Origin of the sequence: Pseudomonas umsongensis (genome assembly GCF_012647205.1) — a bacterium.
In the GTDB taxonomy this organism is placed as follows: domain Bacteria; phylum Pseudomonadota; class Gammaproteobacteria; order Pseudomonadales; family Pseudomonadaceae; genus Aquipseudomonas; species Aquipseudomonas umsongensis.
In genome coordinates this window covers 4,442,611-4,469,018 of record NZ_CP051487.1, presented here as the reverse complement: position 1 = coordinate 4,469,018, position 26,408 = coordinate 4,442,611, and the positions used below count along the sequence as shown (strand labels likewise).

Here is a 26,408-nt window from a genome sequence, read left to right as displayed (position 1 = left end):
ACGAGAGACCGACATGCTCGATTCCAAACTGTTACGTAGCAACCTTCAGGACGTAGCGGACCGCCTGGCATCCCGTGGCTTTACCCTGGATGTCGCGCGCATCGAAGCGCTGGAAGAACAGCGCAAGACCGTCCAGACCCGCACCGAAGCACTGCAGGCTGAACGTAACGCGCGCTCCAAATCCATCGGTCAAGCCAAGCAGCGCGGCGAAGACATCGCCCCGTTGATGGCAGACGTCGAGCGCATGGCGGGCGAGTTGAGTGCCGGTAAAACCGAGCTGGACTCGATCCAGACCGAGCTGGACTCGATCGTGCTCGGCATTCCCAACTTGCCACACGAATCGGTGCCGATTGGCGACGACGAAGACGGCAACGTCGAAGTGCGCCGCTGGGGCACGCCGACCGCGTTCGATTTCCCGGTACAGGACCACGTCGCCCTGGGCGAAAAATTTGGCTGGCTCGACTTCGAGACCGCTGCCAAGCTGTCCGGCGCTCGTTTCGCCCTGCTGCGCGGCCCGATCGCGCGCCTGCACCGCGCCCTGGCGCAGTTCATGATCAACCTGCACGTTACCGAGCACGGCTACGAAGAGGCCTACACGCCTTATCTGGTCCAGGCTCCGGCGCTGCAGGGCACTGGTCAACTGCCGAAGTTCGAAGAAGATCTGTTCAAGATCGCGCGCGAAGGCGAAGCCGACCTGTACCTGATCCCGACCGCCGAAGTGTCGCTGACCAACATTGTCGCCGGCGAAATCGTCGATTCGAAACTGCTGCCGATCAAGTTCGTTGCCCACACGCCGTGCTTCCGCAGTGAAGCCGGTGCGTCGGGTCGCGATACCCGCGGCATGATCCGCCAGCATCAGTTCGACAAGGTCGAGATGGTCCAGATCGTCGAGCCGTCGACTTCGATGGAAGCGCTTGAGGGCCTGACCGCCAACGCCGAGAAAGTCCTGCAACTGCTGGAGTTGCCTTACCGCACCATCGCGCTGTGCACCGGCGACATGGGCTTCAGCGCGGTCAAGACCTACGACCTGGAAGTGTGGATTCCGAGCCAGGACAAATATCGTGAAATCTCGTCGTGCTCCAACTGCGGCGATTTCCAGGCCCGTCGTATGCAAGCGCGTTTCCGTAACCCGGAAACCGGCAAGCCGGAACTGGTACACACCCTGAACGGTTCCGGCCTGGCGGTCGGTCGTACCCTGGTGGCGGTGCTGGAAAACTACCAGCAGGCCGACGGTTCGATCCGTGTGCCTGAGGTGCTCAAGCCTTACATGGGTGGCCTTGAGGTCATCGGCTAAATGAACTATCTGCCGCTGTTCCATAACCTTCGCGGCAGTCGTGTGTTGGTCGTCGGCGGGGGGGAAATTGCCTTGCGCAAATCCCGCCTGCTGGCCGATGCCGGTGCGCTGCTGCGGGTGGTCGCACCTGAAATCGAAACCCAGCTGCGCGAGCTGGTCAGCGCCAGCGCCGGCGAGTGCCTGACGCGCGGTTACCTCGAGTCGGACCTGGACGGTTGCGCGCTGATCATTGCAGCCACCGACGACGAAACGCTCAATGCACAGGTGTCTGCCGATGCCCATCGGCGTTGCGTGCCGGTCAATGTGGTGGACGCGCCGGCCTTGTGCAGCGTGATCTTCCCGGCCATTGTCGACCGTTCGCCGCTGATCATTGCCGTGTCCAGTGGTGGCGACGCGCCGGTGCTGGCGCGATTGATCCGCGCCAAGATCGAAACCTGGATTCCTTCGACCTATGGTCAACTGGCTGGCCTGGCGGCACGTTTCCGTCACCAGGTGAAAAAGCTGTTCCCGGACGTGCAGCAACGTCGTGCGTTCTGGGAAGACGTGTTCCAGGGCCCGATTGCCGACCGGCAACTGGCCGGGCAGGGCGGGGAAGCCGAGCGATTGCTGCAGGCGAAGATTGCTGGAGAGGCGCCGGTGGCCACCGGTGAGGTGTATCTGGTGGGCGCCGGTCCCGGTGATCCGGACCTGCTGACGTTCCGCGCCTTGCGCCTGATGCAGCAAGCCGACGTGGTGTTGTACGACCGCTTGGTGGCACCAGCGATTATCGAGTTGTGCCGTCGTGATGCCGAGCGCGTGTATGTCGGCAAGCGCCGCGCCGATCACGCCGTGCCGCAGGACCAGATCAACCAGCAACTGGTCGACCTGGCGAAGCAAGGCAAGCGTGTGGTGCGGTTGAAGGGCGGCGATCCGTTCATCTTCGGGCGTGGCGGTGAAGAGATCGAAGAATTGGCGGCCCATGGCATCCCGTTCCAGGTCGTACCGGGCATCACGGCGGCCAGCGGTTGTGCTGCTTATGCCGGGATTCCGCTGACACACCGCGATTACGCCCAGTCGGTGCGGTTCATTACCGGTCACCTGAAGGACGGCTCCACCGATCTGCCGTGGGCCGACCTGGTCGCGCCAGCGCAAACACTGGTGTTCTACATGGGACTGGTGGGCTTGCCGAGCATCTGTGAGCAGTTGATCAAGCACGGTCGCGGGGCGGATACCCCGGCGGCACTGATCCAGCAGGGCACTACGGTCAATCAGCGGGTGTTTACCGGCACCCTGGCGGACCTGCCACGGCTGGTGGCGGAGCATGAAGTGCATGCGCCGACGCTGGTGATCGTGGGAGAAGTGGTGCAACTGCGCGAGAAACTGGCGTGGTTTGAAGGGGCTCAATCACAAGTCTGAATCTCTGCAACCGATCGTTCCCACGCTCTGCGTGGGAACGCCGCCAGGGACGCTCTGCGTTCCGCTTCTAACGCTGTGACGCGGAGCGTCACGGGATGCATTCCCACGCGGAGCATGGGAACGATCAGCCTTCAGGCCCTGCGCCAAACCCCTTTCCCGCTCAGCCGCTCCCGATCATGGGCCGTGGTGAAATCCTGCTGCGGCCCTTTCGGCACGATCCCCGTCGGGTTGATGGTCTTGTGACTGCCGTAGTAGTGGTTTTTGATGTGTTCGAAATCCACCGTCTCGGCAATCCCTGGCCACTGGTAAATCTCCCACAGCCAATTCGACAGGTTCGGATAGTCGGCAATGCGTCGCAGGTTGCACTTGAAGTGACCGTAATAGACCGCGTCGAATCGAATCAGCGTAGTGAACAGGCGGATGTCCGCTTCAGTCAGGTACTCGCCGGTCAGGTAGCGATTGGCACTTAACAGCTGCTCCAGGCGATCCAGTTCTGCGAACAGTTCATCGAAGGCCTCCTCATAGGCGGTTTGCGAGGTAGCAAACCCGGCGCGGTATACGCCGTTGTTCACGGCCGGATAGATCCGCTCGTTCAGCGCGTCGATCTCGCCGCGCAGCGGTGCCGGATAGAAATCCAGGTCATTGCCGGTCAGTTCATCGAAGGCGCCATTGAACATGCGGATGATTTCCGCCGATTCATTGTTGACGATGCGTTTCTGTTGTTTGTCCCAAAGCACCGGCACCGTGACGCGGCCGGTGTAGTCTGCGGTGTCGGCGGTGTAGCGCTGGTGCATGAAGTCAAAGTGATCGAGTTTGTCGCCGGTGGAGCCGTGGGACTTGTCGAACGTCCAACCGTTCTCCAGCATCAGGTAGCTGACCACCGACACGTCGATGAGGCTTTCCAGGCCCTTGAGTTTGCGTAGGATCAGCGTGCGATGGGCCCAGGGACAGGCGAGCGACACGTAGAGGTGATAGCGCCCTGGCGTAGCGGCGAAACCACCGACACCACTGGGGCCCGGTTGGCCGTCAGCGGTGACCCAGTTGCGACGCTGCGCCTGTTCGCGCTGGAACGTGCCGTCCTTGCTTTCGTACCACTTGTCCTGCCAGCGACCTTCAACTAACAAACCCATGTCCAAGTCTCCTCTATCGATAAGCGTTGGAGAGGAGTCTAAGCTCATAGGTTCGATAAAAAAGCGCAAAGCTTAATAGGTTATGATCGATTAAATCGATTTGTCACGCGCATCCCAGTACTGCTGGGCAGTCTCGAACGCTTGCTCGCGGCTATGGCCGAGGCCGCGCAGCGCCAGGGCCATGGTCGAGATCAGGGCCATTTGCGGGTAGCTGTCCACCACATCGCCGCGCCATACCGCCTTGAGGTGCGCCGGTTCCAGGCTGGCGGGTTTGACGTGGCGCTGGCTCGACAGTTGCGGCCACTCCTCATCCCAGCTCTCGCCACCGGTGGTGCCGTACAAGTGGCTGTCGGCGTCGGGGTTGATCTCGATCTCGCCGCCATCGCCCTTGACCACGATCGCAGTGTCGCCGAGCAAGCCGCTGGCATCGCGATGCACCGCCTGATAGCCGGGGTGGAAGATGCTTTGCAGGCCGCAACGGGCGCCCAACGGATTGAGAATGCGCGCCAGGGAGTGGATCGGCGAGCGCAGGCCGAGGGTGTTGCGCAGGTCGATCATGCGCTGCAGTTGCGGCGCCCAATCCACCAACGGCATGAAGGCCAGGCCGCCGTTGTCCAGCGCTGTGCCGACCTGCTGCCAGTCGCGGCACAACGGGATGTTCAGTTCATCGAGCAGTTGTTCGCTGTAGAGTCGACCGGCGGTGTGCGCGCCGCCACCGTGCATGAACACCCGCACACCGTTCTGCGCCAGGCACTTGGCGGCCAGCAGGTACCACGGCAGGTGACGCTTCTTGCCGGCATAGGTCGGCCAGTCGAGGTCGACCGCCAGTGCCGGCGCTTGCAAGCGCTCGCGCAGGGCCTCGGTAAAACCGGCCATTTCCTGCGCGCTTTCTTCCTTGTGGCGCAACAGCATCAGGAACGCGCCGAGCTGGGTGTCCTCGACCTGGTCGTCAAGCACCATGCCCATGGCGGCGCGGGCTTCTTCACGCGTCAGGTCACGGGCACCACGCTTGCCTTTGCCGAGGATGCGCACGAATTGGGCGAACGGGTGCTCGGCAGGCGTTTCGAGGGTCAACGCTGGGTAGTCGGTCATAAGCAATTCGTCGGTTTGGGCAGGCCCGCCAGTTTCGCGGCGAGTTTGGCAGGGGTGCCTTTGAACAGTCGGTTCAGGTGCAGGCTGTTGCCTTTGTCCGGGCCGAGTTTCAATGCGGTGTACTTGATCAGCGGCCGGGTCGCCGGCGACAGCTGGAATTCGGCGTAGAAGCTGCGCAACAGTTCGAGGATTTCCCAGTGCTCCGGGCTCAACTCGATGTCTTCGGCGGCGGCCAGGGCACTGGCGACGTCTGCCGACCAGTCACTGAGCTCCAGCAGAAAACCGTCCTTGTCCAGCTCGATGGCGCGCGCGCCGACCGTCAATACATTCATAACCAGCTGTTGACCTTGGCGTGGTGGATCGACAGTTCGACGAAGGCCGGATAATCGACAGCCGTAGCCCAACCCGGAACTTCGATAGCCCGGGCCTGGGCATCTTCGGCCAGCACGTAGAGGGCCAGGCCGCGCGCACTCAGCGCCGTGAAAGGGGCGCTGCCCGGCTGCAGGGCATAGGCGGCGTCACCGCACAGCAGCAATGCGTCGTTGGCGCCGATTATGCGCAGGCAGCTGTTCAGGCGGTCGTCGCCGAACGGGGAATGAGACAACACATGCAAAGTCGACATCAGAGGGTGATCACCTGGTCGTAATGGTCAATGAGTGCGGTGATTTCGTGGGCGGCCAACACGCGGGCTTCCTCCAGTACCAGGGCACCTGGGTCCAGGCCACGTTCGGCAGCGCTGTCGGCACAGACAAACAGTTCTTCGACGCCGAACATCGGCAGCGCCTGCAGGTTGGCGCTCAGGTCTTTCTGTTGCAGGGCCTTGGCGTGCTGATGAGGGGCGAGCTGGAACACGCCGTCGTCGAGAAACAGCAGGCCGATCGGCAGATCGAAGGCGCCTCCCGCCAGCACGATGTCCAGCGCCTCGCGTGCGCCTGGACCGGACCAGGGCGACTGGCGGCTGATGATCAGCAAGGACTTGGCCATTTCACGCACCTCCGAAGCAGATCAGGCGGTCGGCATCCTGCACCGCGTCATGCAACTGCCCCAGCCCGGACAATTCCCACGGCGCGCCGACGGCGACAGCCTCGCGCTGATAGCGCCTGGCTTCCTCCTCGTTCAACACGCCACGGCGCAAGGCGGCGGCGATGCACACCACGCCATCGAGTTGGTTTTCGCTGACGAAGGCGCGCCATTGCCGGGGCACATCCAGCTCGTCCTGGGGTGTGACCACGCTGCTGGAGGCGTTGTACACGCCATCCTGGTAGAAAAACAGCCGGACAATCTCATGCCCGCCGGCAAGCAGCGCCTGTGCGAACAGCAAGGCGCGGCGCGAAGAGGGCGCATGGGCGGCGGAAAATACGGCGATGGCGAACTTCATGGCGGACTCGATCAGCGAAACTGCGGCCATGATAAAGCTTTATCGGCGCAGGGGCTAAATCGATGTTACCGGTGCGGGCCCCTTCGCGAGCAGGCTCGCTCCCACAGGGATTTGTGTGATGGCAAAGTTCACAGCTGCACCGCAAAACCTGTGGGAGCGAGCCTGCTCGCGAAGAGGCCCGCACAGGCAGCAAAAAAATCAGCGCGGCATGTAGCCCAACTGCCAACGCCGCGGGATCTTCAGTGACAGCACTCCCAGCGCAGCCGCCAGCAGGCCGCTGGCAAACAGCGCCTTGAGCCCGAAATGATGTTCCAGCACGGCACCGAGTACCGCGCCGGCGAACATGCCGGTCCAGGGGATCAGTTGCACGCGCCAACCGTTGCGGCGCTCGCCGAGCATCCAGCGCCCCAGTCCGCGGCCAAAGCGCGACAGGGCTCCGGTCACATAGGTCAGGCCGACCGGCAGGCCGTTGACCTCTTCCACGGCGGCATTGAGCATGCCCATGGCGATGATGGCTGCCAGCAGGGCAGGCAATTGCGAGTCATAGGGCCAGGCCGCGGCGGCGCACAGCAGGGCGGCAATGCACAACAGCAAGGGCAGTGACCGGCGCCTGCTCAGGCGGCTGACGATAATGCCCAGCGCATTGCCAAAGATGAAGGTGGCGATGAGGATCACCAGGCGCAGGGTCAACCCAAGGTCGCCGGCACTGATGGCGACGGCCATCCGGGTGGTATTGCCGCTCATGAACGAGACGAAATCGCCACTGGCCATGAAACCGATCGCGTCAGTCATGCCGGCCAGCACCGAAAGCATGGCCACCAGGCTCAGGCCGATGCGCCCACGCCATTTCTGCGTGTGCAGGTGTCCGGGGCTGGCGTGGGTCTTCGAGGCGGTGGGCAGCATCGATGCAGTGATCCTCAGCAAAGGTTACGGTTGTATCCCGTACAGGTCGCAATACTCCAGCCAGTCCATGCCGGCCATTTGCGCAACTTCCCGGTGCACTTCCAGACGCTTGGCCTGATAGTCCTCAGGAGTGGCGGCGGTCAATTGCAGTGTCAGCTCCCAGGCAAACAAACCCAGGCGCTCGGCTTCGGCTTCAAAGGCCTCGTGTAAACGATCATCGCGAAACTGCGCGAGGGTCTCGCCCTTGGCCTGGGCCAGCAGCGGGTTGAGGTGGTCGAGCTCGATGCGCAGTTCGGGACGTTGGTCGAGAAACTTTTCCAGCGCCAGTTCGTGTTGTTGCTCGGGTGCCGCCATGGTCGCTCCTTGAGTACGAATTACGAAGACTGCTTCTTGCTGGCCTTGGCCACTGCCGCCAGACATTCGAGTGCAAACTGCTCGGTATAGGTCATCTGGATCGGCGTGGTTTCACCCTTGACGGTTCTTTCGCCCTCAAGGATGTAACGAATGCGCTTGTCGGTGACGCCGATTCGCTTGGCGATCCAGGACGGTGTCTGACCGATCTGGCTGATCAGCTTGTCGGCATATTCAGTGGTCGGTTTGTAAAACTCGGCGTTGGGGGTCATGGGGCGTCCAGTGAAAGGTGTAATACAGCGCTATTGGCTCGACAGGGTGCGCGAATCGTCACGCGATGTCGCGGTTTTAATGAAGTAAAGCAGAACGATACGCCCTGCCGCGGTGATACAGTCCGCTTTTTCCTCATGAGTGAATGCAATGCGAATTCTGATGGTGGCGCTGGCCGCTACCTTGCTGGCGGGATGCGCGGGCTCGGCGATGAACGATGCTCGTACCAAGGCCCCGTACAAGACCTTGAACTCCGACAAGCCGGCCAAGGACGTCGCCCAGTGCGTGCAGTATTCCTGGCAGGACGAAGCGGTGTTCGGCGTTGATGCTGCGGCGTACCTGGAGCCGGGAGCGAAGGGGAGCACCACCGTCTATACCCGCTCGGCCGAGTCGTTCGTCGACGTGACCACCGATGCCTCGGGCACCGTATTGAGTTACTACGCTCAGCAAGACGACTTCGTCGCCAAGCGCCGCTTGGCGGCACTGGCCACCTGCCTCTGACCTGACGCTGCCCCCCCCTCTGTAGGAGCGAGCATGCTCGCGATGGTCGTTAACGATAACGCGGGGAGCCAGATACCCAGCGGCGCCCGGAAGTCCATCGCGAGCATGCTCGCTCCTACAGGGGGGTGTAGATGATCAGTAGTCCAGGCGCTTCTGGAAGAAGAAGTGCTTGTACCCCGGCGGGTAGTCGGCGATATGCCCAATCTCGCTGTAGCCGCATTTCCTGTAGAACTCCGGTGCCTGGAATTCAAAGGTATCGAGCCACATTCCCACGCATTTTTTCTCCCGCGCCAGGTCTTCGGCCATCTGCATCAGCTTCGTGCCCATGCCCTGTCCCCGGGCCTGCTCCGGCACCGATAGCAGGTCGATGAACATCCACTGGTAGAACAACCTGGCGTAAAGGCCACCAAGGATCACATCGTTTTCGTCACGTACCAGCAGGGCGATATGCTCGGGTACGGCGCCGTCGGCCTTCGAGGCATTGTAGGCGCGCAGCGGCATCAGGATGGCCTGGCGCTCTTCTTCCGTGGGGGTGGGCGAGAACTCTATCCGCAGGTTCATGGCAATGTCCTTATGGCAGTGAATCGGCAGCCTATCGTGGTTGCCGCCATAGTTCCATGACCCTCAGCCAGTGGAACCGTCGCCAGTGCGCAGAGGTCACTTGTTGTGACGCGCCATTCCCGAGTGCGACTGATGAGGACATTCCGTGAATATTTTCGAAGCCTTGCGCGAAAGCCACGAGCGCCAGCGTACCTACGCCAAAGCCCTGATCCGCACCAGCGGCGATACCCCTGAGCGCGTCGACGCATACAAGCAGCTCAAGTCAGAACTGCAGGCTCACGAAACCGCTGAAGAACGGCATTTCTACATCCCGCTGATGGAATTCGACAATGGCGTAGACCTCAGTCGCCACGCGATCTCCGAGCACCACGAGATGGATGAGATGATGGAAGAACTGGACAGCACCGAGATGTCCAGCCCGGCCTGGCTGGCGACGGCGAAGAAATTGTCCGAGAAGGTCCATCACCACCTTGAAGAAGAGGAGCAGAAGTTCTTCCAGATGGCGGGCAAGTTGCTTGACGACAAGCAGAAAGAGTCGCTGGCGACGCAGTATCAAAAGGAATACAAGGCGCAGCTTTCTACACCGGCGTGATGTAGTCCTGTAGGAGCTGCCGCAGGCTGCGATCTTTTGACTTTGCTTTTTAAACAACAAGATCAAAAGATCGCAGCCTGCGGCAGCTCCTACAAGATCAAAAGCCCGGGAGGCGCGCGGTTTCGGGGGATTGGCCGCCTTCCAGCGTGAGCAACGTCTGCTTCGCCTCCAGCCCCCCGGCAAACCCGGTCAATTTCCCCGACGCGCCAATCACCCGATGACAGGGCGCGATGATCGAAATCGGATTCCTGCCATTCGCCGCACCCACTGCCCGCACCGCGCTCGGGTGGCCGATCTGCTCGGCGATCTGGCTGTAGCTGCGGGTCTGGCCAAAGGGAATGGTCAACAAGGCCCTCCAGACCTTCTTCTGAAATTCCGTCCCGGCAAAATCAAGGTCGAGCTCGAACGCCTGGCGTGTGCCCGCGAAGTATTCGCGCAACTGTTGCGCAGTGCGCATCAGGACCGGGTTGTCCGGCGCTTCATCCATCGGGCCGAGGCGCACCCGGCCTGGTTTGTCATTTTCCCAGAGGATGGCCGCCAGACGGCAATCGTTCGCTACCAGCTTCAACTCACCGACGGGTGATGCCAAGGTGATGTAGGTGTAGGTCATGCCGCACGCATCGCCGAATTGCTGAACAGGTGTTAAGCATACTGCCTCGCCGGGGAGGCGCAATATGCAATCCCGACCATACTGCCTACTGCTCTTGAAGCGTTTTCCTACTTTAAAACAAAAAGAGACCGACTCATGAAGTACGAACCTTTTGCCAAATCGCTGATTGCGACCTCGTTGGCGCTCAGCTGCCTGATGGCCCATGCGGCCTCTGTGGCCCCGGTCGCGGCTGAAAACGGCATGGTGGTCACCGCCCAGCATTTGGCCAGCCATGTGGGCGTGGATGTGCTGAAGAACGGCGGCAATGCGGTCGACGCCGCTGTCGCAGTGGGTTACGCGCTGGCGGTGGTGTATCCCGCGGCCGGTAACCTGGGGGGTGGCGGTTTCATGACCATTCAACTCGCCGACGGTCGTAAGACCTTCCTCGACTTCCGTGAAAAAGCCCCGCTGGCCGCTACCGCCGACATGTACCTGGACAAGGCGGGCAACGTCGTCCCCGACCTGAGCACCCGCGGACACTTGGCCGTCGGGGTGCCGGGCACCGTGTCCGGCATGGAGCTGGCGCTGTCCAAATACGGCACCAAGCCGCGCAAGGAAGTGATCGCCCCGGCGATCAAGCTGGCGGAAGACGGCTTCGTGCTGGAGCAGGGCGATGTCGAGTTGCTGGAGTACGCCACCGACGTGTTCAAGAAGGACATCAAGGATTCCGGCGCGATCTTCCTGAGCAATGGCGAGCCGATGCAGGTCGGCCAGAAACTGGTGCAGAAAGACCTCGGCAAAACCCTGCGGGAAATCTCCGAGAAAGGCGCCGACGGTTTCTACAAGGGCTGGGTGGCCGACGCCATCGTCACCTCCAGCCAAGCCAACAAGGGCATCATCACCCAGGCCGACCTCGACAAGTACAAGACTCGCGAGCTGGCACCCATCGAGTGTGACTATCGCGGCTACCATGTGGTCTCGGCACCGCCACCGAGCTCCGGCGGGGTGGTGATCTGCCAGATCATGAACATCCTCGAAGGCTATCCGATGAAGGACCTGGGCTACCACTCGGCCCAGGGCATGCACTACCAGATCGAAGCGATGCGCCACGCCTATGTGGACCGCAACAGCTACCTGGGCGACCCGGACTTCGTGAAAAACCCGATCGCGCATTTACTCGACAAAAACTACGCGACCAAGCTGCGCGAAGCCATCCAGCCGCAAAAGGCCGGCATCTCCAAGGATCTCAAGCCCGGCGTGGCGCCCCATGAGGGCAGCAACACCACCCATTACTCCATCGTCGACAAATGGGGCAACGCGGTATCGGTGACCTACACCCTCAACGACTGGTTCGGTGCCGGGGTCATGGCCAGCAAGACCGGGGTCATCCTCAACGACGAAATGGATGATTTCACCTCGAAAGTCGGCGTACCGAACATGTACGGCCTGGTGCAGGGCGAGGCCAATGCCATCGCGCCCGGCAAGGCGCCGTTGTCGTCCATGAGCCCAACCATCGTCACCAAGGACGGCAAAGTGGTAATGGTGGTCGGCACCCCCGGTGGCAGCCGCATCATCACCGCGACCCTGCTGACCATGCTCAACGTGATCGACTACGGCATGAACATCCAGGAAGCGGTCGATGCGCCGCGTTTCCACCAGCAATGGCTGCCGGAGGAAACCAACCTGGAGACCTTCACCACCAGTCCCGACACGGTGAAGATCCTCGAAAGCTGGGGCCACAAGTTTGCCGGTCCCCAGGACGCCAACCACCTGGCAGCAATCCTGGTAGGGGCTCCGTCGCTGGAGGGCAAGCCGGTGGGCAAGAACCGTTTCTACGGGGCCAACGATCCACGGCGTAATACCGGGTTGTCGCTGGGTTACTGATGGTTGTGTTTGAATGGGGGGGCGCACGCGTCCCCTGATTTTTCAACTCATCAAGGAAGGTACCATGACCACCGCACTGTTAATCATCGACGTCCAGCAGGCCCTGTGCTCCGGCGAGTACGAGTGCTTCGAGATCCAGCGCGTCATTGAAACGATCAATGGCCTGAGTGCCCGGGCGAGAAAAGCCGGCGTGGCAGTGGTGCTGATCCAGCACGAAGAAGAGGGCGACCTGATGAAGCATGGCGCTCCCGGCTGGCAATTGTCGCAAGGGCTGCACACTGCGCCCGAGGATCATCGCGTACGTAAAACCACCGGTGATTCGTTCTATCAGACCAACCTGCAGAAACTGGTGCCGGTGCAAGACTACGATCGCCTGGTCATCTGCGGCCTGCAAACCGATTACTGCGTGAATGCAACCCTGCGCCAGGCGCATCAACTGGGTTACGACGTGGTGCTGGCCGCCGACGCGCATTCCACTGTCGACAATGGCAAAACCACGGCCGAAGACATCATTGCCGAACACAACAAGGATTGGGCCGACCTGAGCAGTTCGGTGGCGCGGATCGACGTGGTCCCTGCCGCTGAAATCCGCTTCTGATAACACCACCCCCCTGTAGGAGCGAGCCTGCTCGCGATGGACGTTAACGATAACGCTGGAAACCTGACACCCCGAGGCGCTCTGAAGTCCATCGCGAGCAGGCTCGCTCCTACAAGGGTGCGTTGAAGATATCGATCAGCTCATTGAGGAACGCACTGACCAGCTCCCGCTGCCGCGCCGAATGCCGCACCGCCGCGTGGAAGCCGACCTCGTAGCGCAGTAATTGCGGATTGAGTGGATGCAGCTGCCCGAGCTGTTCATGCCGGGCCGCATAATGCTGCGGCAGGAAGCCCAGGTGTTGGCCGGACAGGATCAGCAGGGCCGCTCCGTCCATGCTGTCGGTGAGCACGGTCAAGCGTTCGATCGAGGTCGGCGCCGGCATTTCCGGCAAGGGATGGCTGGGCCAGACCCAGTCATGCTGGCTGACATCCTCGCGCGTCAGCGCACCCACCTGCTCGAACAGCGGGTGTGACGGCGCGCAGTAGGCGATCTGGGTTTCCTGGAACAACGGGAAGTAGTCGATATTGGGCAAGCGATGCCAAAAATAACCGATCGCCAGATCAATATGGCCGTTGATGATTTTCTCTTCCAGCAGCGATGAAGACAGTTCGGTGAAGTGAAAGTACAGCCCCTCGTGCCGAGCCCGCAGGCGGGCAATGGCCAAGCCGATTTTCTTGTTTGCCACCGGATCGATCTGCCCCAGCAGGCCGACGTTGATGTTGCCCGAGACTTTGCGGTTGATGTGCTGCACTTCAACCCTGAAGCCCTCGGCGGCAGCCAGCAAGCGTCGCGCTGCCTCGACGAACTGACCACCCTTGGGCGTTACGGAAAATCCGCCGCGACCGCGTTCGCACAGGCGAAAACCCACCCGTGCCTCCAGCGTCGCCAGTTGTGCGCTGATGGTCGGTTGCGTGGTATTGAGGGCAGTTTGCGCCGCCGAGATCCCGCCAGCCTCGACCACCGTGAGAAATACCCGGATCAGGCGCAGATCCAGCTCCGTTACAGTTCCCAGCATGGGGGCTCCCGATACTCGATTACATTGACGCCGATCTATGTGAACAGTGCGCCTTGGATATTTTATCGCTGCGGCCAACGCCATACATTGCAGGGAAACCAGGGTCTTCGTCAGCTTTTTCTGGAGTTTTGCCAGATCTGGACGTCGAATCGACCACTGCGCTCAAAATAAAAACAATCTACTGCATAGGAACTATCGTATGTCAGGGTCCCCACTTTCTGCGCACGCCACCGAGGCGAGCGGCGGGTTGGCCATCGAAGGCCACTCGATCGATTACATCCCGGAAAACGAACGTCACGCCAAACTCAGCAGCCAGGGGCCGTTCTGGTTTCTCGGCAACTTCCACTTCTTCACCATCTCCATCGGTTTCGTCGGCCCCAGCCTGGGCTTGTCGGCGCTGTGGACCCTGCTGGCCGGTGCGCTGGGCATCATGTTCGGTACGATCTTCATGGCTTTCCACGGCTCGCAAGGGCCGGAAATGGGCCTGCCGCAGATGATCCAGTCCCGTGCCCAGTTCGGCTATCGCGGGGTCATCCTGGCGCTGATGGCGACAATGTTTGTGTTCGTCGGTTTCAACGTGGTGAACGTCTCGCTGATCATGAACGGGCTGGAGCATGTGTTCGGCATCGACCCGACCATCGTCGCCGTGACCGTGGTACTGATCGGCGCACTGCTGTCGATCTTCGGCCACGACCTGATGCACAAAGCCTTCAAGTGGGCGCTGCTGGCGACGCTGCCGTTGTATGCCCTGGTGACCATCGCCCTGATGTTCGGCGCGGGTTCCGAGGGCGTCACGCCGGCCAGCGACCTCGGCTTCAGCTGGATCGCCTTCGCGACCCTGTTCGCCATTGGTGCCAGCTACAACATTTCCTATGCACCCTATGTTTCCGACTATTCGCGCTACCTGCCGAAAAACACCAGCCGGCCGAAACTGATCGCGGCGATATTCATCGGCGCGTCGCTGTCGGGCAGCTGGATGATCGGCCTCGGTGCCTGGCTCGCCCAGGAACTGAAAGCGGTGGATGCGCTGGTGGCATTGAACCAGGTAGGTTCCTCGATGATTCCCGGGCTGGGCAATCTGTTGGTGGTGGTGTCGGTGGCGGGCTTCCTGCCGATCATTGCGCTGAACACCTACAGCGCCATGCTGACGCTGCTGACCGGTGTCGATTCGATCAGCAAGATCACCCCCACACCCCGCGCCCGGGTGCTGTCGATCAGTGCCATCAGCATCATCCTGCTGACCTGCGTGCTGTCGATCAAGGGTGACGGCATCGCGCTGCTGAACACCTTCCTCGTGTTGCTGTTGTACTTCCTCGTGCCTTGGACCGCCGTCAACCTGGTGGACTATTTCTTCGTGCGCAAGGGCGGCTACGCGATCCCGCATTTTTTCACGCCGAAGGGCATCTACGGCGCGTGGCAGTTTCGCGGCATCGTGGCCTACCTGATCGGCTTTGCCGCCATGGTGCCGTTCTTCTACATCTACGATGCCGCCGCCAGCAAGGAAGTCTTCGTCGGTCCTATGGCACGGGTGCTGGAAGGCGTGGACATCGCCTGGCTGGTGGGCCTGCTGGTTTCGGGCCTGACCTATTACCTGCTCAGCCGCTCCCTCGACCTGGCCGCCGAGCGCCGGGTCATCGAGGCGATCAGTGAAAACGAGATTATCGCCATGACCCATTCATCCACGGAGTCGGTGCGTTGAACACGGCAAAGAATATCCGGGTCGCCTGCTGCCAATTGGCGCCGAAAATCGGCGACCTCGCGTACAACCGCACGCTTACCGAACGCGCGATCCGTTCGGCGGCCCTGCAGGGTGCCCAGGTGGTGGTGTTGCCGGAGCTGGTGCAGAGCGGCTACCTGTTTGCCGACCGCGCGGAAGCACTGGCCCTCGCGGAAACCGCCGAGGGGCCGACGTTGCGCCTGTGGCAGGCGCTGGCCAGTGAATTGAACATGGTCATCGTCGGTGGATTCTGCGAGCGTCTGGCCGGGGATGAGCTGGCCAACAGCGCGGCACTGATCGATACCCGGGGTTTGCGCGCGGTGTACCGCAAGGCGCACCTGTGGGATGCGGAGAAAGAAGTTTTCACAGCCGGCACTGCCGCACCGCCGGTGATCGAAACGGTCCACGGGCGCATCGGCATGCTGATCTGCTACGACCTGGAGTTCCCCGAATGGGTGCGCCTGCCGGCGCTGGCCGGTGCCGACCTGCTCTGTGCGCCGGTCAACTGGCCCGACGGCCCGCGACCGCAATCCGAGCGCCCGGCGGAAGTCTTGCGGGTGCAGGCCAATGCCTCGGTCAACCGCATGTTCATCGCCGCCTGTGACCGTCATGGCGTTGAGCGCGGGGTGAGTTGGGTGCAAGGTTCGGTGATCGTCGACGCCGACGGTTATCCGGTGGCCGGTCCGGCGGAGCAGGGTGGAGAACAGATGCTGCTGGCCAACCTGAACCTGGCCGAGGCCCGCAACAAGCGCATCAGTGAGCGCAATGACCTGCACCGGGACCGACGGCCGCAGCTGTATGGCTTGAGCAGTGAAGTGACGTTTGGCCCAGAGGTTGCCGAAATCCCAAGACCTGAATAAGATACATCCGCAATAATGTCCCGCAGGAGCCGGCCCGCCGTGTTCCTGCGACCCGCGTTTTTCCATCCCACACACAACGCTCTACTTTCAGCAGGGGGCAGCCTTTCATGGATGTTCTCGCACTGATCGAGCAATACCTGTCCAGGTGGGTATTTATACCTGTCAGCAACCAGTTCCTCGGGCTCTTCGACCTCAATGGCCGTCTCTGCGTCGCCTTTCTTTTCATCTCCTACTCCGTTGCCTACGGCCTGTTCCGCTGGCGCCGAGCTCGCGGGCTGACGGACGCGCACAGCTTCTGGCAGTTCATCGGCGGCAACCGTGTGCATTTTCATCCCTCCGCGCTGCTCGATTACCGCTACTACTTCGTGCGCGCGATCCTCAAGGTCGTGCTGGTGGTGCCCATCGTCGGGCTAGTGGACCCCTATGTGTTGCGTTCCGGTGACTACATCCGCTTTTTCACTCAGCTGTGGGGTGCACGGGTGCAGGTCGAGGAGCACTTGGTCCTGACCTTGCTCTATGGCCTGGGTGTGTTCCTGCTGCAGGACTTCATCCATTATTGGGCCCACCGCGCTTACCATTCGCGCTACCTGTGGGCGTTCCACAAAGTCCATCATTCGGCGACAGTGCTGGTCCCGGCCACGGCCAGTCGGGTGCATTTCCTCGAGAAAGTGGTCGAGCGGTTGACTGACCTCGTGTTCATCAGCGCCTTTGCCGGACTCTTCTGGTACGCCTGTGGCGGGGAGATCAGCCGCTACACGCTGTTCGGCGTGACCTACATGGTGTTCATCCTCAATGCCTTGGCGGCCAATCTGCGCCATAGCCATGTCTGGCTGTCCTTCGGGCCTGTGGTCGAGCATGTGCTGAACAGCCCCGCCCAGCACCAGGTCCACCACAGCGATGCGCCGCGGCACTTCAACAAGAACTTCGGGGTCAACCTGTCACTCTGGGACTGGATGTTCGGCACGCTGTACGTCACCCAAACGCAACCGGAGCCCATCCGCTTCGGCACCTGCGAAGCGGATCATGGCCGTTACCTGACCGTCTACAGCCTGATCATCACGCCCTTTGTCGAAACGCTGGGCAAGATCCGCCTGGCCAGGCGCTCGCTTGCGGTCAGCGCGCAGGCAGGTTCCAGCGTTCGCGCAACTGCTCGTACTGCGTCTCGGGCAGTTGCACCAGCAGCGGGGACTGGCGTGGGTCCAGCCAACTGAGCAGGCGTGCGATATCCATCGGGTCCATCGCGGTGCAGCCCCGCGTCGGTAGTGTGGGGCCACGCCAGATGTGGAAGAAAATGCAGGAACCGGCGGCGGGGGATGCGGGTGTGTTGTGCTCGATGAAAATGCCCTGGCGGTACAAGTCATCATGGCGACGCATGCGTTCAGAGCTGTTCCAGTCTTGGGCCATCGTGGCGCCGTCGACCAATTCGTTGTAATGAGCGGACCGGCTGTCATCCACGCATTCGATGGTCGAGGTCAGTGCGAGGTAGGGCAGGCGGGTTTCACTTGGAGCGTCGTAGCCAAAAGCGCTGCCGAGTTTGAACATCCCGGCGGGTGCCTTTCCATCGCCTTCCTGTTTCACCGGCCCCTGAAGTTGCCCGGTGTCGAGCAGTCCCTTGCCCCAGCCCATGCCATTTTTTCCCAGCACGACGGCAAACGGCGCTTCGACTTTCTGGAAGCTGTCCCCGTGCCGTTCATAACGCTGGGCGCTGCCCTGGATGTCGTCCCAGTGCTTGCTGGTGACCACGATCAACTGGCCACTACCGTCGAGCCCTTGGGCCATTGCGGCACAGGGCAGCAACAGGATCAGCAACGCGCAGATTCTGCCAAGGCTGTTCATGGTGCCAGCGGGGTGATGGGGAAGTTCATGACGGTGTTCAATGTCGCATCCCGGGTATAGGTGAAGTGCCACCACTCGGCGGAGTAACCGGTGAATCCCTCCTGCGCCATGGCGCGGGTCAGTCGCTGGCGATTTTCCATGGCCGTCGCCGTGATCGACGTCGAATCGGTATGGGCGCGCTCGTCGAAGCAATCAAAACCGGTGCCCATGTCGACTGCGCCGTCGTGCCAACGCTGCCCATAAGGCGCCGTGCAATCGACTGGCGTGGCAGATGGCGTCCAGGTGTCGGCGGGCAGGGCGTCCGGTCCCGTCATGCTCAGGTCGACGGTGCTGCCTTTGGAGTGATTCGATACGCGCGCCACATAGCCCAGGCGCCAGAAGTCTTGCTTATCCACCCGTGGATAGAATTCGGCCTTAAGCGGATCGCCCGGCTCAGTGGCGAAGCGCCCCATGTCCGCGACCGCGCGACTGGGGCGATAGCAATCGAACACCTTCAGGCCATAGCCTTGCGCCCGCAGTGCCGTTTGTACCCGGGCGAGGGCTTTGGCGGCATCCTGCGACAGCAAGCACTCGGGCGCTTCATAACCCTCGAGCGGGTGCCCGGTGAAGTTGTGGGCGCTGGCATAACGAATGTCCTGTTCGATACCCGGATCGATCGTGCGTAAATACACCATGTGCTCGGGCCTGGGCTCGGCAGCGGCGACACCCGACAAGGCGAGACTGAGGAGCGGGAGCAATGTTCGAACGACAAATGGCATCGGGTCGGGCCTGTGTAATGGCAAGACAAGTCACTTCATCATGGCTTGAAATCGGCGGCACCTCCATGAAGTTGTTGATCGGCGTGATAGGACGAGCGCACCAATGGCCCGGACGCGACGTTCTTGAAGCCCATGCGCGCGCCTTCCTCGGCGAACCAGGCAAATACGTCCGGGTGCACGAAACGCTGGACCGGCAAGTGGCTGCGCGAAGGTTGCAGGTATTGGCCGAGGGTGAGCATGTCGACATCGTGCTCGCGCAGGCGCTGCATGACGTCGATCACTTCTTCGTCGGTTTCTCCCAGGCCCAGCATCAGCCCGGATTTGGTGGGGACCTGTGGCACCCGCTGCTTGAAGTTTTGCAGCAGATCCAGCGACCACTCGAAATCTGAGCCGGGTCGTGCGGCCTTGTACAGGCGCGGAACGGTTTCCAGGTTGTGGTTGAACACATCGGGCGGCTCAAGGGCGGTGATCGCCAAGGCGACGTCCATCCGTCCGCGATAGTCCGGCACCAGGGTTTCCAGTTGAATGCCCGGCGATAGCTTGCGGATTTCGCGCAGGCAGTCGACGAAGTGTTGGGCGCCGCCATCGCGCAAGTCGTCGCGGTCCACCGAGGTGATCACCACGTATTTGAGGCGCAGTTCGGCGATGGCCACGGCGAGGTTGGACGGTTCATCCACATCCAGCGGCTTCGGGCGCCCGTGGCCGACATCGCAGAACGGGCAGCGACGGGTGCAGATGTCACCCATGATCATGAATGTCGCAGTCCCCCCGGAAAAACACTCGCCCAGGTTCGGGCACGAGGCTTCTTCGCAGACGCTGTGCAGCTTGTGTTTGCGCAGCAATTGCTTGATCCGGTCGACCTCGGGGGAGGCCGGCATGCGTACCCGGATCCAGTCGGGTTTGCGCGGGAGGTCCTCGGTGGGGATGATTTTCACTGGAATACGCGCGACTTTTTCCGCGCCGCGCAGTTTTGTGCCGACTTGCACTGTGTTCATAGATGCTCCCAAGGTATGTCAGACAAGAACCGGAACTGTGGGAGCGAGCCTGCTCGCGAAGATGGTGGAACATCCAGCACAGATGTCGACTGACACTCCGCCTTCGCGAGCAGGCTCGCTCCCACAGGTTTTTCACAGGGGTTTGTGTTGTGTGATCAGTCGCGGTACACCGGGAAGTCCGCACACAGAGCGGCAGCCTGGCGGGCGACCTGGGCCTCGACATCGGCATCGCCGAGGTGATCGAGGATGTCGCAGATCCAGCCTGCCAGCTCGATGCTTTGGGCTTCCTTGAAACCACGGCTGGTGATTGCCGGCGTGCCGATGCGCAGGCCTGAGGTTACGAACGGCGACTGCGGATCGTTGGGCACCGCGTTCTTGTTCACGGTGATGCCGGCACGGCCCAGGGCGGCGTCAGCGTCCTTGCCGGTCAAGCCCTGGCGGATCAGGCTGACCAGGAACAGGTGGTTGTCGGTACCACCGGACACCACGTCATAGCCCCGTTCGATAAACACCTGCGCCATCGCCTGGGCGTTGCGGATCACTTGTGCCTGGTAAGTCTTGAACGCCGGCTCCAGCGCTTCCTTGAAGCACACGGCCTTGGCGGCGATCACATGCATCAGCGGACCGCCCTGGCCACCGGGGAATACGGCAGCGTTGAGCTTTTTTTCCAGTTCCGGATTGGCCCTGGCCAGGATCAGGCCACCGCGCGGACCGCGCAGGGTCTTGTGGGTCGTGGTGGTGACCACGTCGGCGTAGGGCAGCGGGTTCGGGTACAGACCGGTGGCCACCAGCCCGGCGACGTGGGCCATGTCGACGAACAGCCAGGCACCGACCTTGTTGGCGATCTCACGGAAACGCGGAAAATCCAGGGTCTTGGAGTAAGCGGAGAATCCGGCGATGATCATTTTCGGCTGGTGCTCGACGGCCAGGCGTTCGACTTCGTCGTAGTCGATCAACCCTGTCGCGGTGTCGATGCCGTATTGCACGGCGTTGTAGAGCTTGCCGGAAAAACTCACCTTGGCCCCGTGGGTCAGGTGACCGCCATGGGCCAGGCTCATGCCCAGCACGGTGTCGCCAGCCTGCAGCAACGCCAGGTACACGGCCGCGTTGGCCTGGCTGCCGGAGTGCGGCTGGACGTTGGCGTAGTCGGCGCCGAACAATTGTTTTGCGCGGTCGATGGCCAGTTGCTCGACCACGTCGACATACTCGCAACCGCCGTAATAGCGCTTGCCCGGATAGCCTTCGGCGTACTTGTTGGTCAGGCCGCTGCCTTGCGCCTCCATGACCCGTTGGCTGGTGTAATTCTCCGAAGCGATCAGCTCGATGTGGTGCTCCTGCCGCGCATCCTCGGCATTCATCGCCGCCAGCAGTTCGTCGTCGTAGCCTTTGATCTGGTCCTGCTTGCTAAAAAGGGTGCTGAACATGGTGAAAGTCCTCTGTTGTTCTCGAAATGGGGGGCACCTGTAGGAGCTGACGAGTGCAACGAGGCTGCGATCTTTTGATTTTTTAAAGCCAGATCAAAAGATCGCAGCCTGCGGCAGCTCCTACGGGGGTTATGCGTAGTCTTCGATGGATGGGCACGCGCAGATCAGGTTGCGATCGCCGAACACGTTGTCGACACGGCCGACCGGCGGCCAGTACTTGCCTTCGATCAGCGAGGCAACCGGATAAACCGCCTGCTCACGGCTGTAAGGATGCGACCACTCGCCGACCAACTCCGCCGCGGTGTGCGGGGCGTTTTTCAGTGGGTTGTCGTCCTTGTCCAGGGTGCCGTTTTCCACCGCGCGGATTTCTTCGCGGATGCGGATCATGGCGTCGCAGAAGTGGTCCAGTTCTTCCTTGGATTCGCTTTCGGTCGGCTCGATCATCAGGGTGCCGGCCACCGGGAAGGACATGGTCGGGGCATGGAAGCCGAAGTCGATCAGGCGCTTGGCCACGTCGTCGACGCTGATGCCGCTGCTGTCTTTCAGCGGGCGCAGGTCGAGGATGCATTCGTGCGCCACCAGGCCGTTGCTGCCGGTGTACAGCACCGGGTAGTGCTCTTCCAGGCGACGGGAAATGTAGTTGGCGTTGAGGATCGCCAGCTGCGAGGCGCGCTTGAGGCCGGCGCCGCCCATCATGCGGATGTACATCCAGGTGATCGGCAAAATGCTCGCGCTGCCGAACGGCGCGGCGCACACCGCGCCTTCCTTGCGCGCCATGTGCGCGTGGCCCGGCAGGAATGGCGCCAGGTGCGATTTCACACCAATCGGGCCGACGCCCGGGCCGCCACCGCCGTGGGGGATGCAGAAGGTCTTGTGCAGGTTCAGGTGCGACACGTCGCCGCCGAACTTGCCCGGGGCGCAGAGGCCGACCATGGCGTTCATGTTGGCGCCGTCGATGTACACCTGGCCGCCGTGCTCGTGGATGATGCCGCAGATTTCGCGGATGCCTTCCTCGAACACGCCGTGGGTCGACGGGTAGGTGATCATCAGCGCGGCGAGGTGCTCGCGGTGCTCGATGGCCTTGGCGCGCAGGTCTTCGATGTCGACGTTGCCGCGGGCGTCGCAGGCGGTGACCACCACGCGCATGCCGGCCATCTGTGCGGTGGCCGGGTTGGTGCCGTGGGCCGAGGACGGGATCAGGCAGATGTCGCGACGGTCTTCGCCACGGCTCTGGTGGTAGGCGCGGATGGCCAGCAGGCCGGCATATTCACCTTGCGAACCGGCGTTCGGCTGCAGCGAGATCGAGTCGTAGCCGGTGGCGGCGCAGAGCATCGCTTCCAGTTCATCGGTCAGCTGCTGGTAGCCGGCGCTTTGTTCGGCCGGGGCGAACGGGTGCAGGGCGCCGAATTCGGCCCAGGTCACCGGGATCATTTCGCTGGCGGCGTTGAGTTTCATGGTGCACGAGCCCAGCGGGATCATGGTGCGGTCCAGCGCCAGGTCCTTGTCCGCCAGCTTGCGCAGGTAGCGCATCAGCTCGGTTTCCGAGTGGTAGCGGTTGAACACCGGGTGGCTGAGGATCGGCGACTGGCGCAGCAGCGCGGCCGGGAGGGTCGCTTGCGTGGCGGCGGCGAGGGCGGCGAAGTCCGGCAGGCTCTGGCCCGCGGCGAACAGCGCCCACAGGGTTTCGACGTCAGCCTGGGTGCTGGTTTCATCCAGGGACAGGCCCAGACGTTCAGCGTCGACCACGCGCAGGTTGATCTGCTGGGCGCGGGCCCGCTCGTGCAGTTTCGCGGTGTCAGCGCCGGTCTTGATGGACAGGGTGTCGAAGAAGCTGTCCTGCTCAACCTTCAGGCCCAGAGCGTTCAAGCCCTTGGCCAGGATCGCGGTCAACTGGTGCACACGCTGGGCGATCTGCGTCAGGCCCTGCGGACCGTGGTACACGGCGTACATGCTGGCGATGTTGGCCAGCAGCACCTGGGCGGTGCAGATGTTGGACGTGGCCTTCTCGCGGCGGATGTGCTGCTCGCGGGTCTGCATCGCCAGGCGCAGGGCCGGCTTGCCGAAACGGTCCACCGAGACGCCGACCAGACGGCCCGGCATGTCGCGCTTGAACGCATCCTTGGTGGAGAAGTACGCCGCGTGCGGGCCACCGAAGCCCAGCGGCACGCCGAAGCGTTGCGCGCTGCCGATGGCCACGTCGGCACCGAATTCGCCCGGCGGGGTCAGCAGGGTCAGGGCCAGCAGGTCGGCGGCCACGGCCACCAGGGCGTTGGCGGCGTGCAGGCGCTCGGTCAGTTCGCGGTAGTCGAACACGTCACCGTTGCTCGCCGGGTACTGCAGCAGGGCGCCGAAGAACGGCGACACGTCGCTCAGTTCGCGCTCGTCACCGACCACCACCTCGATGCCCAGCGGCTCGGCACGGGTGCGTAGCACGTCAAGGGTCTGCGGGTGGCAATGCACGGAGGCGAAGAACTGGTGGCTGCCCTTGTTCTTGCTCAGGCGCTTGCAGAAGGTCATGGCTTCGGCGGCGGCGGTGGCTTCGTCGAGCAGGGAGGCGTTGGCGATCGGCAGGCCGGTGAGGTCGCTGATCAGGGTCTGGAAGTTCAGCAGGGCTTCAAGGCGACCCTGGGAAATCTCCGGCTGGTAGGGGGTATAGGCGGTGTACCAGGCCGGGTTTTCCAGGAGGTTGCGCAGGATCGGCGACGGCGTGTGGGTGCCGTAGTAGCCCTGGCCGATGAAGGTCTTGAACAGTTGGTTCTTGCCGGCGATGCCTTTGATCATCGCCAGGGCGTCGGCTTCGCTCAGGCCGTCTTCCAGGCCGAGCACGCTGGTGCCCTTGATGCTGTCGGGAATGACGCTGGCGCTCAGGGCTTCGAGGGAGTCGAAGCCGAGGGTGTTGAGCATGGCCTGCTCGTCACCGGCGCGGGGGCCGATGTGGCGGGCGATGAATTCGTCATGTGTGTCGAGGAGGGCGGTCATGGGCAGTCCTCAGGCGTCGATCTGGTCTTGGATCAGGCGGTCGTAGGCGGCCTGATCCAGCAGTTGGCCGAGCGCGGCAGCGTCAGCGGGCTGGAAACGGAAGAACCAGCCTTCGCCCAGCGGGTCTTCGTTGACCAGCTCCGGGTTGCTGTCCAGTTCCGAATTCACGTGCAGCACCTCACCGTCCAACGGCATGCCGATGCTGCTGGCGGCTTTCACCGATTCCACGACCGACACTTCGGCTCCGGCGTCGAAGCTGCCCAACTCAGGCACCTGAACGAATACCACATCCCCCAATGCCTGTTGGGCAAACGCCGTGATGCCAACGGTGACAGTGCCGTCAGCTTCGGTGCGCAGCCATTCGTGTTCGACGGTAAAACGCAATTCGCTCATATCAACTCCTCATTGTTCAGACTCATCCGCTGCAGGTGGCGGAGGCGATGGGCAGGCTCGGGTGTGGGTAGCGAGCTTGGCTGGAGGAGAGATAGCAAGGGTGGTGCCAAGGTTGATTAGTTGTTTTAAATCAATGGCTTAGTGATTTATTGGGCAAATTGATGCGCGGTTGCCGTATTGAAATCAAGACAGGCACGGGAAGGGAAGGGGCCGAAGTCCGGTGTAGACAGGTTGAGAAGGTTTTGTCTTGATTTCGATACGCTGTATCGATTTGCACACAGCATCAAAGTGGTACTCAGTCCCTGTGGGAGCGAGCAAGCCCGCTCCCACATTTGACCGAGGTGGTCTTACGACTTGTTGGGTATGCCGTACTTGCGCAACCGAATGGCAATCGCACTATGGGACGTTTGCAGGCGCGCCGCGAGTAGCCGGCTGGATGGATAACTTTGGTAAAGCTGCTCCAGCAAATTCCTTTCAAACCCCTCGACAGCCTCCTCAAGGCTGCCCACCTCGCCATCGTTCCGGCGCTCCACAGCGGTGCGCGCAATGTCCAGGTCGTCAATGTCCACCAACGGGTTCTCGCAGATCGCCGCCGCGCGAAAGATCACGTTTTGCAGTTGCCGCACATTACCCGGCCAGCGGTTTCCAAGCAGGGCGGGAAAGGTGCTGGGCGCCAGGCGACAGACCGGGCGCTGGATCTGCGCGCAAGCCTGCTGCATGAAGTGCTGGGCCATCAACAGGATGTCGTGGCCACGTTCGCGCAGTGGCGGCACCTGCAGGTTGAGGACATTGAGGCGGTAGAACAGGTCTTCGCGAAAGTGCCCTTCGGCGACCATTTTTTCCAGGTCGCGGTGGGTCGCGCTGAGGATCCGCACATTGACCTTGACCTCGCGATCGCCCCCGACCCGGCGGAAGCAGCCATCACTCAAAAAACGCAGCAGCTTGGCTTGCAGGTACGGCGACATCTCGCCGACTTCGTCGAGAAATACCGTGCCCTGGTCAGCCAGTTCCAGCAGCCCGAGCTTGCCACCCCGTTGTGCCCCGGTGAACGCTCCGGGGGCGTAGCCGAACAGTTCGCTTTCGGCCAGGCTCTCGGGCAGCGCCGCGCAATTGAGGGCCAGGAACGGCTTGTCACGGCGACCGCTGATTGCGTGACAGGCGCGGGCCACCAGTTCCTTGCCGGTGCCGGTTTCTCCCTGGATCAACAGCGGTGCGTCGAGGGCCGCCACCCGTTGCGCGCGGGCCTTGAGCGAGCGGATCGGCGGCGACTCGCCGAGCAGCGCATCGAAACCTTCGGCGTGATCATGGTGTAGCGCCGAGAGGCGTTCACCAATGCGATTCGGCTGATAGAGGGTGAGCAGGGCGCCAGCGTCGGTAATCGGCATGGCGTCGAGCAGCAACGTGTGGCCACCAAGACTGACCTCGTGCATGGGCAGGCGGAAATGCTGGGCGATCAAGGTGCGTTGCAAATCGGCATCGTCGAACAGCGCGCTCAGAGATTCACCGGCCGGTTCGCGACCGCACAGGGCGATCAATGCCGGGTTGGCCAGCAGCACGTGCCCACGATCATCGACCGCCAGCACCGGGTCGGAACTGGCGGCCAGCAAGGCGTCCAGTTGCAGGCGCCGACGTTGCCCCGGAAGGATGTCGACCAGGGTCACCGCCTGCACACCGCGCACGCCGAACAGTGCCTCGCGCAACTCTTCCAGTACTTCGGCGCCGAGGGTCGGGGCGTCGATGTAGACGTTCGGCGGCACCATCTCCACGGCGTCCAGATTGAAGCTGCGCCCGCCGAGCAGGGCCAGCACTTCCTGGGTGATGCCGACGCGGTCGATGAAGGTGACGTGGATGCGCATGACAGGCCTGCAAGATGGGCGAACGAAAATCAGTATG

28 protein-coding genes are annotated in these 26,408 nt (G+C 62.1%); 9 read left to right on the top strand and 19 right to left on the bottom strand.

From position 1 onward, the window contains the following. The first annotated feature begins 13 nt into the window (after positions 1-13). Together serS and cysG are read left to right on the top strand one after the other, a co-directional pair. Positions 14-1,294, top strand: coding sequence for a serine--tRNA ligase (gene serS, locus HGP31_RS20155; protein WP_083349381.1), 1,281 nt, complete (start codon positions 14-16; stop codon positions 1,292-1,294). Continuing rightward, complete coding sequence (gene cysG / locus HGP31_RS20150; protein WP_168758535.1) at positions 1,295-2,689, top strand: siroheme synthase CysG; 1,395 nt, start codon at positions 1,295-1,297, stop codon at positions 2,687-2,689. 131 nt (positions 2,690-2,820) lie between these two features. On the opposite strand, the gene HGP31_RS20145 is transcribed toward cysG, so the two are convergent. The 9 genes from HGP31_RS20145 to HGP31_RS20105 all read right to left on the bottom strand — a co-directional run bounded on the left by HGP31_RS20145 (position 2,821) and on the right by HGP31_RS20105 (position 7,815). Then, positions 2,821-3,819 (bottom strand): glutathione S-transferase family protein, encoded by a 999-nt coding sequence (locus HGP31_RS20145; protein ID WP_168758534.1) that lies wholly within the window; start codon positions 3,817-3,819, stop codon positions 2,821-2,823. 90 nt (positions 3,820-3,909) lie between these two features. Further along, positions 3,910-4,911: a glycosyl transferase family protein gene (locus tag HGP31_RS20140; RefSeq protein WP_168758533.1), complete on the bottom strand. Its 1,002-nt coding sequence runs from the start codon at positions 4,909-4,911 to the stop codon at positions 3,910-3,912. Next, positions 4,908-5,243, bottom strand: a complete 336-nt coding sequence (locus HGP31_RS20135; protein WP_008062047.1) for a TusE/DsrC/DsvC family sulfur relay protein — start codon at positions 5,241-5,243, stop codon at positions 4,908-4,910. The genes HGP31_RS20140 and HGP31_RS20135 overlap by 4 nt, the downstream gene beginning before the upstream one ends. After that, positions 5,240-5,533, bottom strand: a complete 294-nt coding sequence (tusB, locus tag HGP31_RS20130) for a sulfurtransferase complex subunit TusB (RefSeq protein WP_020799593.1) — start codon at positions 5,531-5,533, stop codon at positions 5,240-5,242. Before tusB ends, HGP31_RS20135 begins: the two co-directional genes overlap by 4 nt. Beyond that, the gene (gene tusC / locus HGP31_RS20125; protein WP_168758532.1) at positions 5,533-5,895 is read right to left on the bottom strand and encodes a sulfurtransferase complex subunit TusC; all 363 of its coding nucleotides are present in this window, start codon (positions 5,893-5,895) and stop codon (positions 5,533-5,535) included. The genes tusB and tusC overlap by 1 nt, the downstream gene beginning before the upstream one ends. Position 5,896: 1 nt before the next feature. Continuing rightward, positions 5,897-6,289 (bottom strand): sulfurtransferase complex subunit TusD, encoded by a 393-nt coding sequence (gene tusD, locus HGP31_RS20120; RefSeq protein WP_168759202.1) that lies wholly within the window; start codon positions 6,287-6,289, stop codon positions 5,897-5,899. A gap of 198 nt (positions 6,290-6,487) precedes the next feature. Beyond that, the gene (locus HGP31_RS20115) at positions 6,488-7,192 is read right to left on the bottom strand and encodes a YoaK family protein (protein WP_020799590.1); all 705 of its coding nucleotides are present in this window, start codon (positions 7,190-7,192) and stop codon (positions 6,488-6,490) included. A gap of 24 nt (positions 7,193-7,216) precedes the next feature. Next, the gene (locus HGP31_RS20110) at positions 7,217-7,546 is read right to left on the bottom strand and encodes a DUF6388 family protein (RefSeq protein WP_020799589.1); all 330 of its coding nucleotides are present in this window, start codon (positions 7,544-7,546) and stop codon (positions 7,217-7,219) included. A 20-nt stretch (positions 7,547-7,566) separates the two neighbouring features. Next, on the bottom strand, positions 7,567-7,815 hold the full coding sequence (locus tag HGP31_RS20105) for a hypothetical protein (protein WP_168758531.1): 249 nt from the start codon (positions 7,813-7,815) through the stop codon (positions 7,567-7,569). Between the two features lie 148 nt (positions 7,816-7,963). On the opposite strand from HGP31_RS20105, the gene HGP31_RS20100 reads away from it, so the two are divergent. Continuing rightward, positions 7,964-8,314, top strand: a complete 351-nt coding sequence (locus HGP31_RS20100; RefSeq protein ID WP_020799587.1) for a hypothetical protein — start codon at positions 7,964-7,966, stop codon at positions 8,312-8,314. A gap of 135 nt (positions 8,315-8,449) precedes the next feature. Here HGP31_RS20100 and HGP31_RS20095 read toward each other — a convergent pair whose 3' ends face one another. Then, positions 8,450-8,875, bottom strand: a complete 426-nt coding sequence (locus HGP31_RS20095) for a GNAT family N-acetyltransferase (protein ID WP_020799586.1) — start codon at positions 8,873-8,875, stop codon at positions 8,450-8,452. Positions 8,876-9,020: 145 nt separating this feature from the next. Between HGP31_RS20095 and HGP31_RS20090 the strand changes: the two genes are divergently transcribed. Further along, a complete protein-coding gene (locus HGP31_RS20090; RefSeq protein ID WP_033042600.1) occupies positions 9,021-9,467 on the top strand; it encodes a hemerythrin domain-containing protein in 447 nt (148 codons plus the stop codon). 97 nt (positions 9,468-9,564) lie between these two features. Here HGP31_RS20090 and HGP31_RS20085 read toward each other — a convergent pair whose 3' ends face one another. Further along, on the bottom strand, positions 9,565-10,077 hold the full coding sequence (locus HGP31_RS20085; protein WP_020799584.1) for a methylated-DNA--[protein]-cysteine S-methyltransferase: 513 nt from the start codon (positions 10,075-10,077) through the stop codon (positions 9,565-9,567). A gap of 135 nt (positions 10,078-10,212) precedes the next feature. On the opposite strand from HGP31_RS20085, the gene ggt reads away from it, so the two are divergent. After that, positions 10,213-11,940 (top strand): gamma-glutamyltransferase, encoded by a 1,728-nt coding sequence (gene ggt / locus HGP31_RS20080; protein ID WP_020799583.1) that lies wholly within the window; start codon positions 10,213-10,215, stop codon positions 11,938-11,940. A 64-nt stretch (positions 11,941-12,004) separates the two neighbouring features. After that, on the top strand, positions 12,005-12,538 hold the full coding sequence (locus HGP31_RS20075; RefSeq protein ID WP_168758530.1) for a cysteine hydrolase family protein: 534 nt from the start codon (positions 12,005-12,007) through the stop codon (positions 12,536-12,538). Between the two features lie 109 nt (positions 12,539-12,647). Here HGP31_RS20075 and HGP31_RS20070 read toward each other — a convergent pair whose 3' ends face one another. Continuing rightward, positions 12,648-13,553, bottom strand: coding sequence for a LysR family transcriptional regulator (locus HGP31_RS20070; RefSeq protein ID WP_110754272.1), 906 nt, complete (start codon positions 13,551-13,553; stop codon positions 12,648-12,650). A gap of 199 nt (positions 13,554-13,752) precedes the next feature. Between HGP31_RS20070 and HGP31_RS20065 the strand changes: the two genes are divergently transcribed. The 3 genes from HGP31_RS20065 to HGP31_RS20055 all read left to right on the top strand — a co-directional run bounded on the left by HGP31_RS20065 (position 13,753) and on the right by HGP31_RS20055 (position 17,341). Continuing rightward, on the top strand, positions 13,753-15,252 hold the full coding sequence (locus HGP31_RS20065) for a purine-cytosine permease family protein (protein ID WP_033043508.1): 1,500 nt from the start codon (positions 13,753-13,755) through the stop codon (positions 15,250-15,252). Then, positions 15,249-16,130, top strand: a complete 882-nt coding sequence (locus tag HGP31_RS20060) for a nitrilase-related carbon-nitrogen hydrolase (protein ID WP_168758529.1) — start codon at positions 15,249-15,251, stop codon at positions 16,128-16,130. The genes HGP31_RS20065 and HGP31_RS20060 overlap by 4 nt, the downstream gene beginning before the upstream one ends. 107 nt (positions 16,131-16,237) lie before the next feature. Then, entirely contained in the window at positions 16,238-17,341 is a 1,104-nt protein-coding gene (locus HGP31_RS20055; protein WP_083349374.1) for a sterol desaturase family protein, read from the top strand. Here the strand turns inward: HGP31_RS20055 and HGP31_RS20050 are convergent. The 7 genes from HGP31_RS20050 to HGP31_RS20020 form a co-directional block, all read right to left on the bottom strand. Then, positions 17,244-17,966 carry a L,D-transpeptidase family protein gene (locus tag HGP31_RS20050; protein ID WP_168758528.1) on the bottom strand — a complete coding sequence of 241 codons (723 nt, stop codon included), beginning with the start codon at positions 17,964-17,966 and terminating at the stop codon, positions 17,244-17,246. The two genes, HGP31_RS20055 and HGP31_RS20050, sit on opposite strands and share 98 nt — an antisense overlap. Further along, on the bottom strand, positions 17,963-18,724 hold the full coding sequence (locus HGP31_RS20045; RefSeq protein ID WP_033043506.1) for a M15 family metallopeptidase: 762 nt from the start codon (positions 18,722-18,724) through the stop codon (positions 17,963-17,965). The genes HGP31_RS20050 and HGP31_RS20045 overlap by 4 nt, the downstream gene beginning before the upstream one ends. A gap of 38 nt (positions 18,725-18,762) precedes the next feature. Next, entirely contained in the window at positions 18,763-19,719 is a 957-nt protein-coding gene (gene lipA, locus HGP31_RS20040; protein ID WP_168758527.1) for a lipoyl synthase, read from the bottom strand. 155 nt (positions 19,720-19,874) lie between these two features. Continuing rightward, positions 19,875-21,143: a serine hydroxymethyltransferase gene (gene glyA / locus HGP31_RS20035; protein ID WP_168758526.1), complete on the bottom strand. Its 1,269-nt coding sequence runs from the start codon at positions 21,141-21,143 to the stop codon at positions 19,875-19,877. Between the two features lie 129 nt (positions 21,144-21,272). Further along, a complete protein-coding gene (gcvP, locus tag HGP31_RS20030) occupies positions 21,273-24,122 on the bottom strand; it encodes an aminomethyl-transferring glycine dehydrogenase (protein ID WP_168758525.1) in 2,850 nt (949 codons plus the stop codon). 9 nt (positions 24,123-24,131) lie between these two features. Next, a complete protein-coding gene (gcvH, locus tag HGP31_RS20025; protein ID WP_020796885.1) occupies positions 24,132-24,515 on the bottom strand; it encodes a glycine cleavage system protein GcvH in 384 nt (127 codons plus the stop codon). A 347-nt stretch (positions 24,516-24,862) separates the two neighbouring features. Beyond that, positions 24,863-26,371: a sigma-54-dependent transcriptional regulator gene (locus HGP31_RS20020; RefSeq protein ID WP_151142734.1), complete on the bottom strand. Its 1,509-nt coding sequence runs from the start codon at positions 26,369-26,371 to the stop codon at positions 24,863-24,865. Between the last annotated feature and the right edge of the window lie 37 nt (positions 26,372-26,408).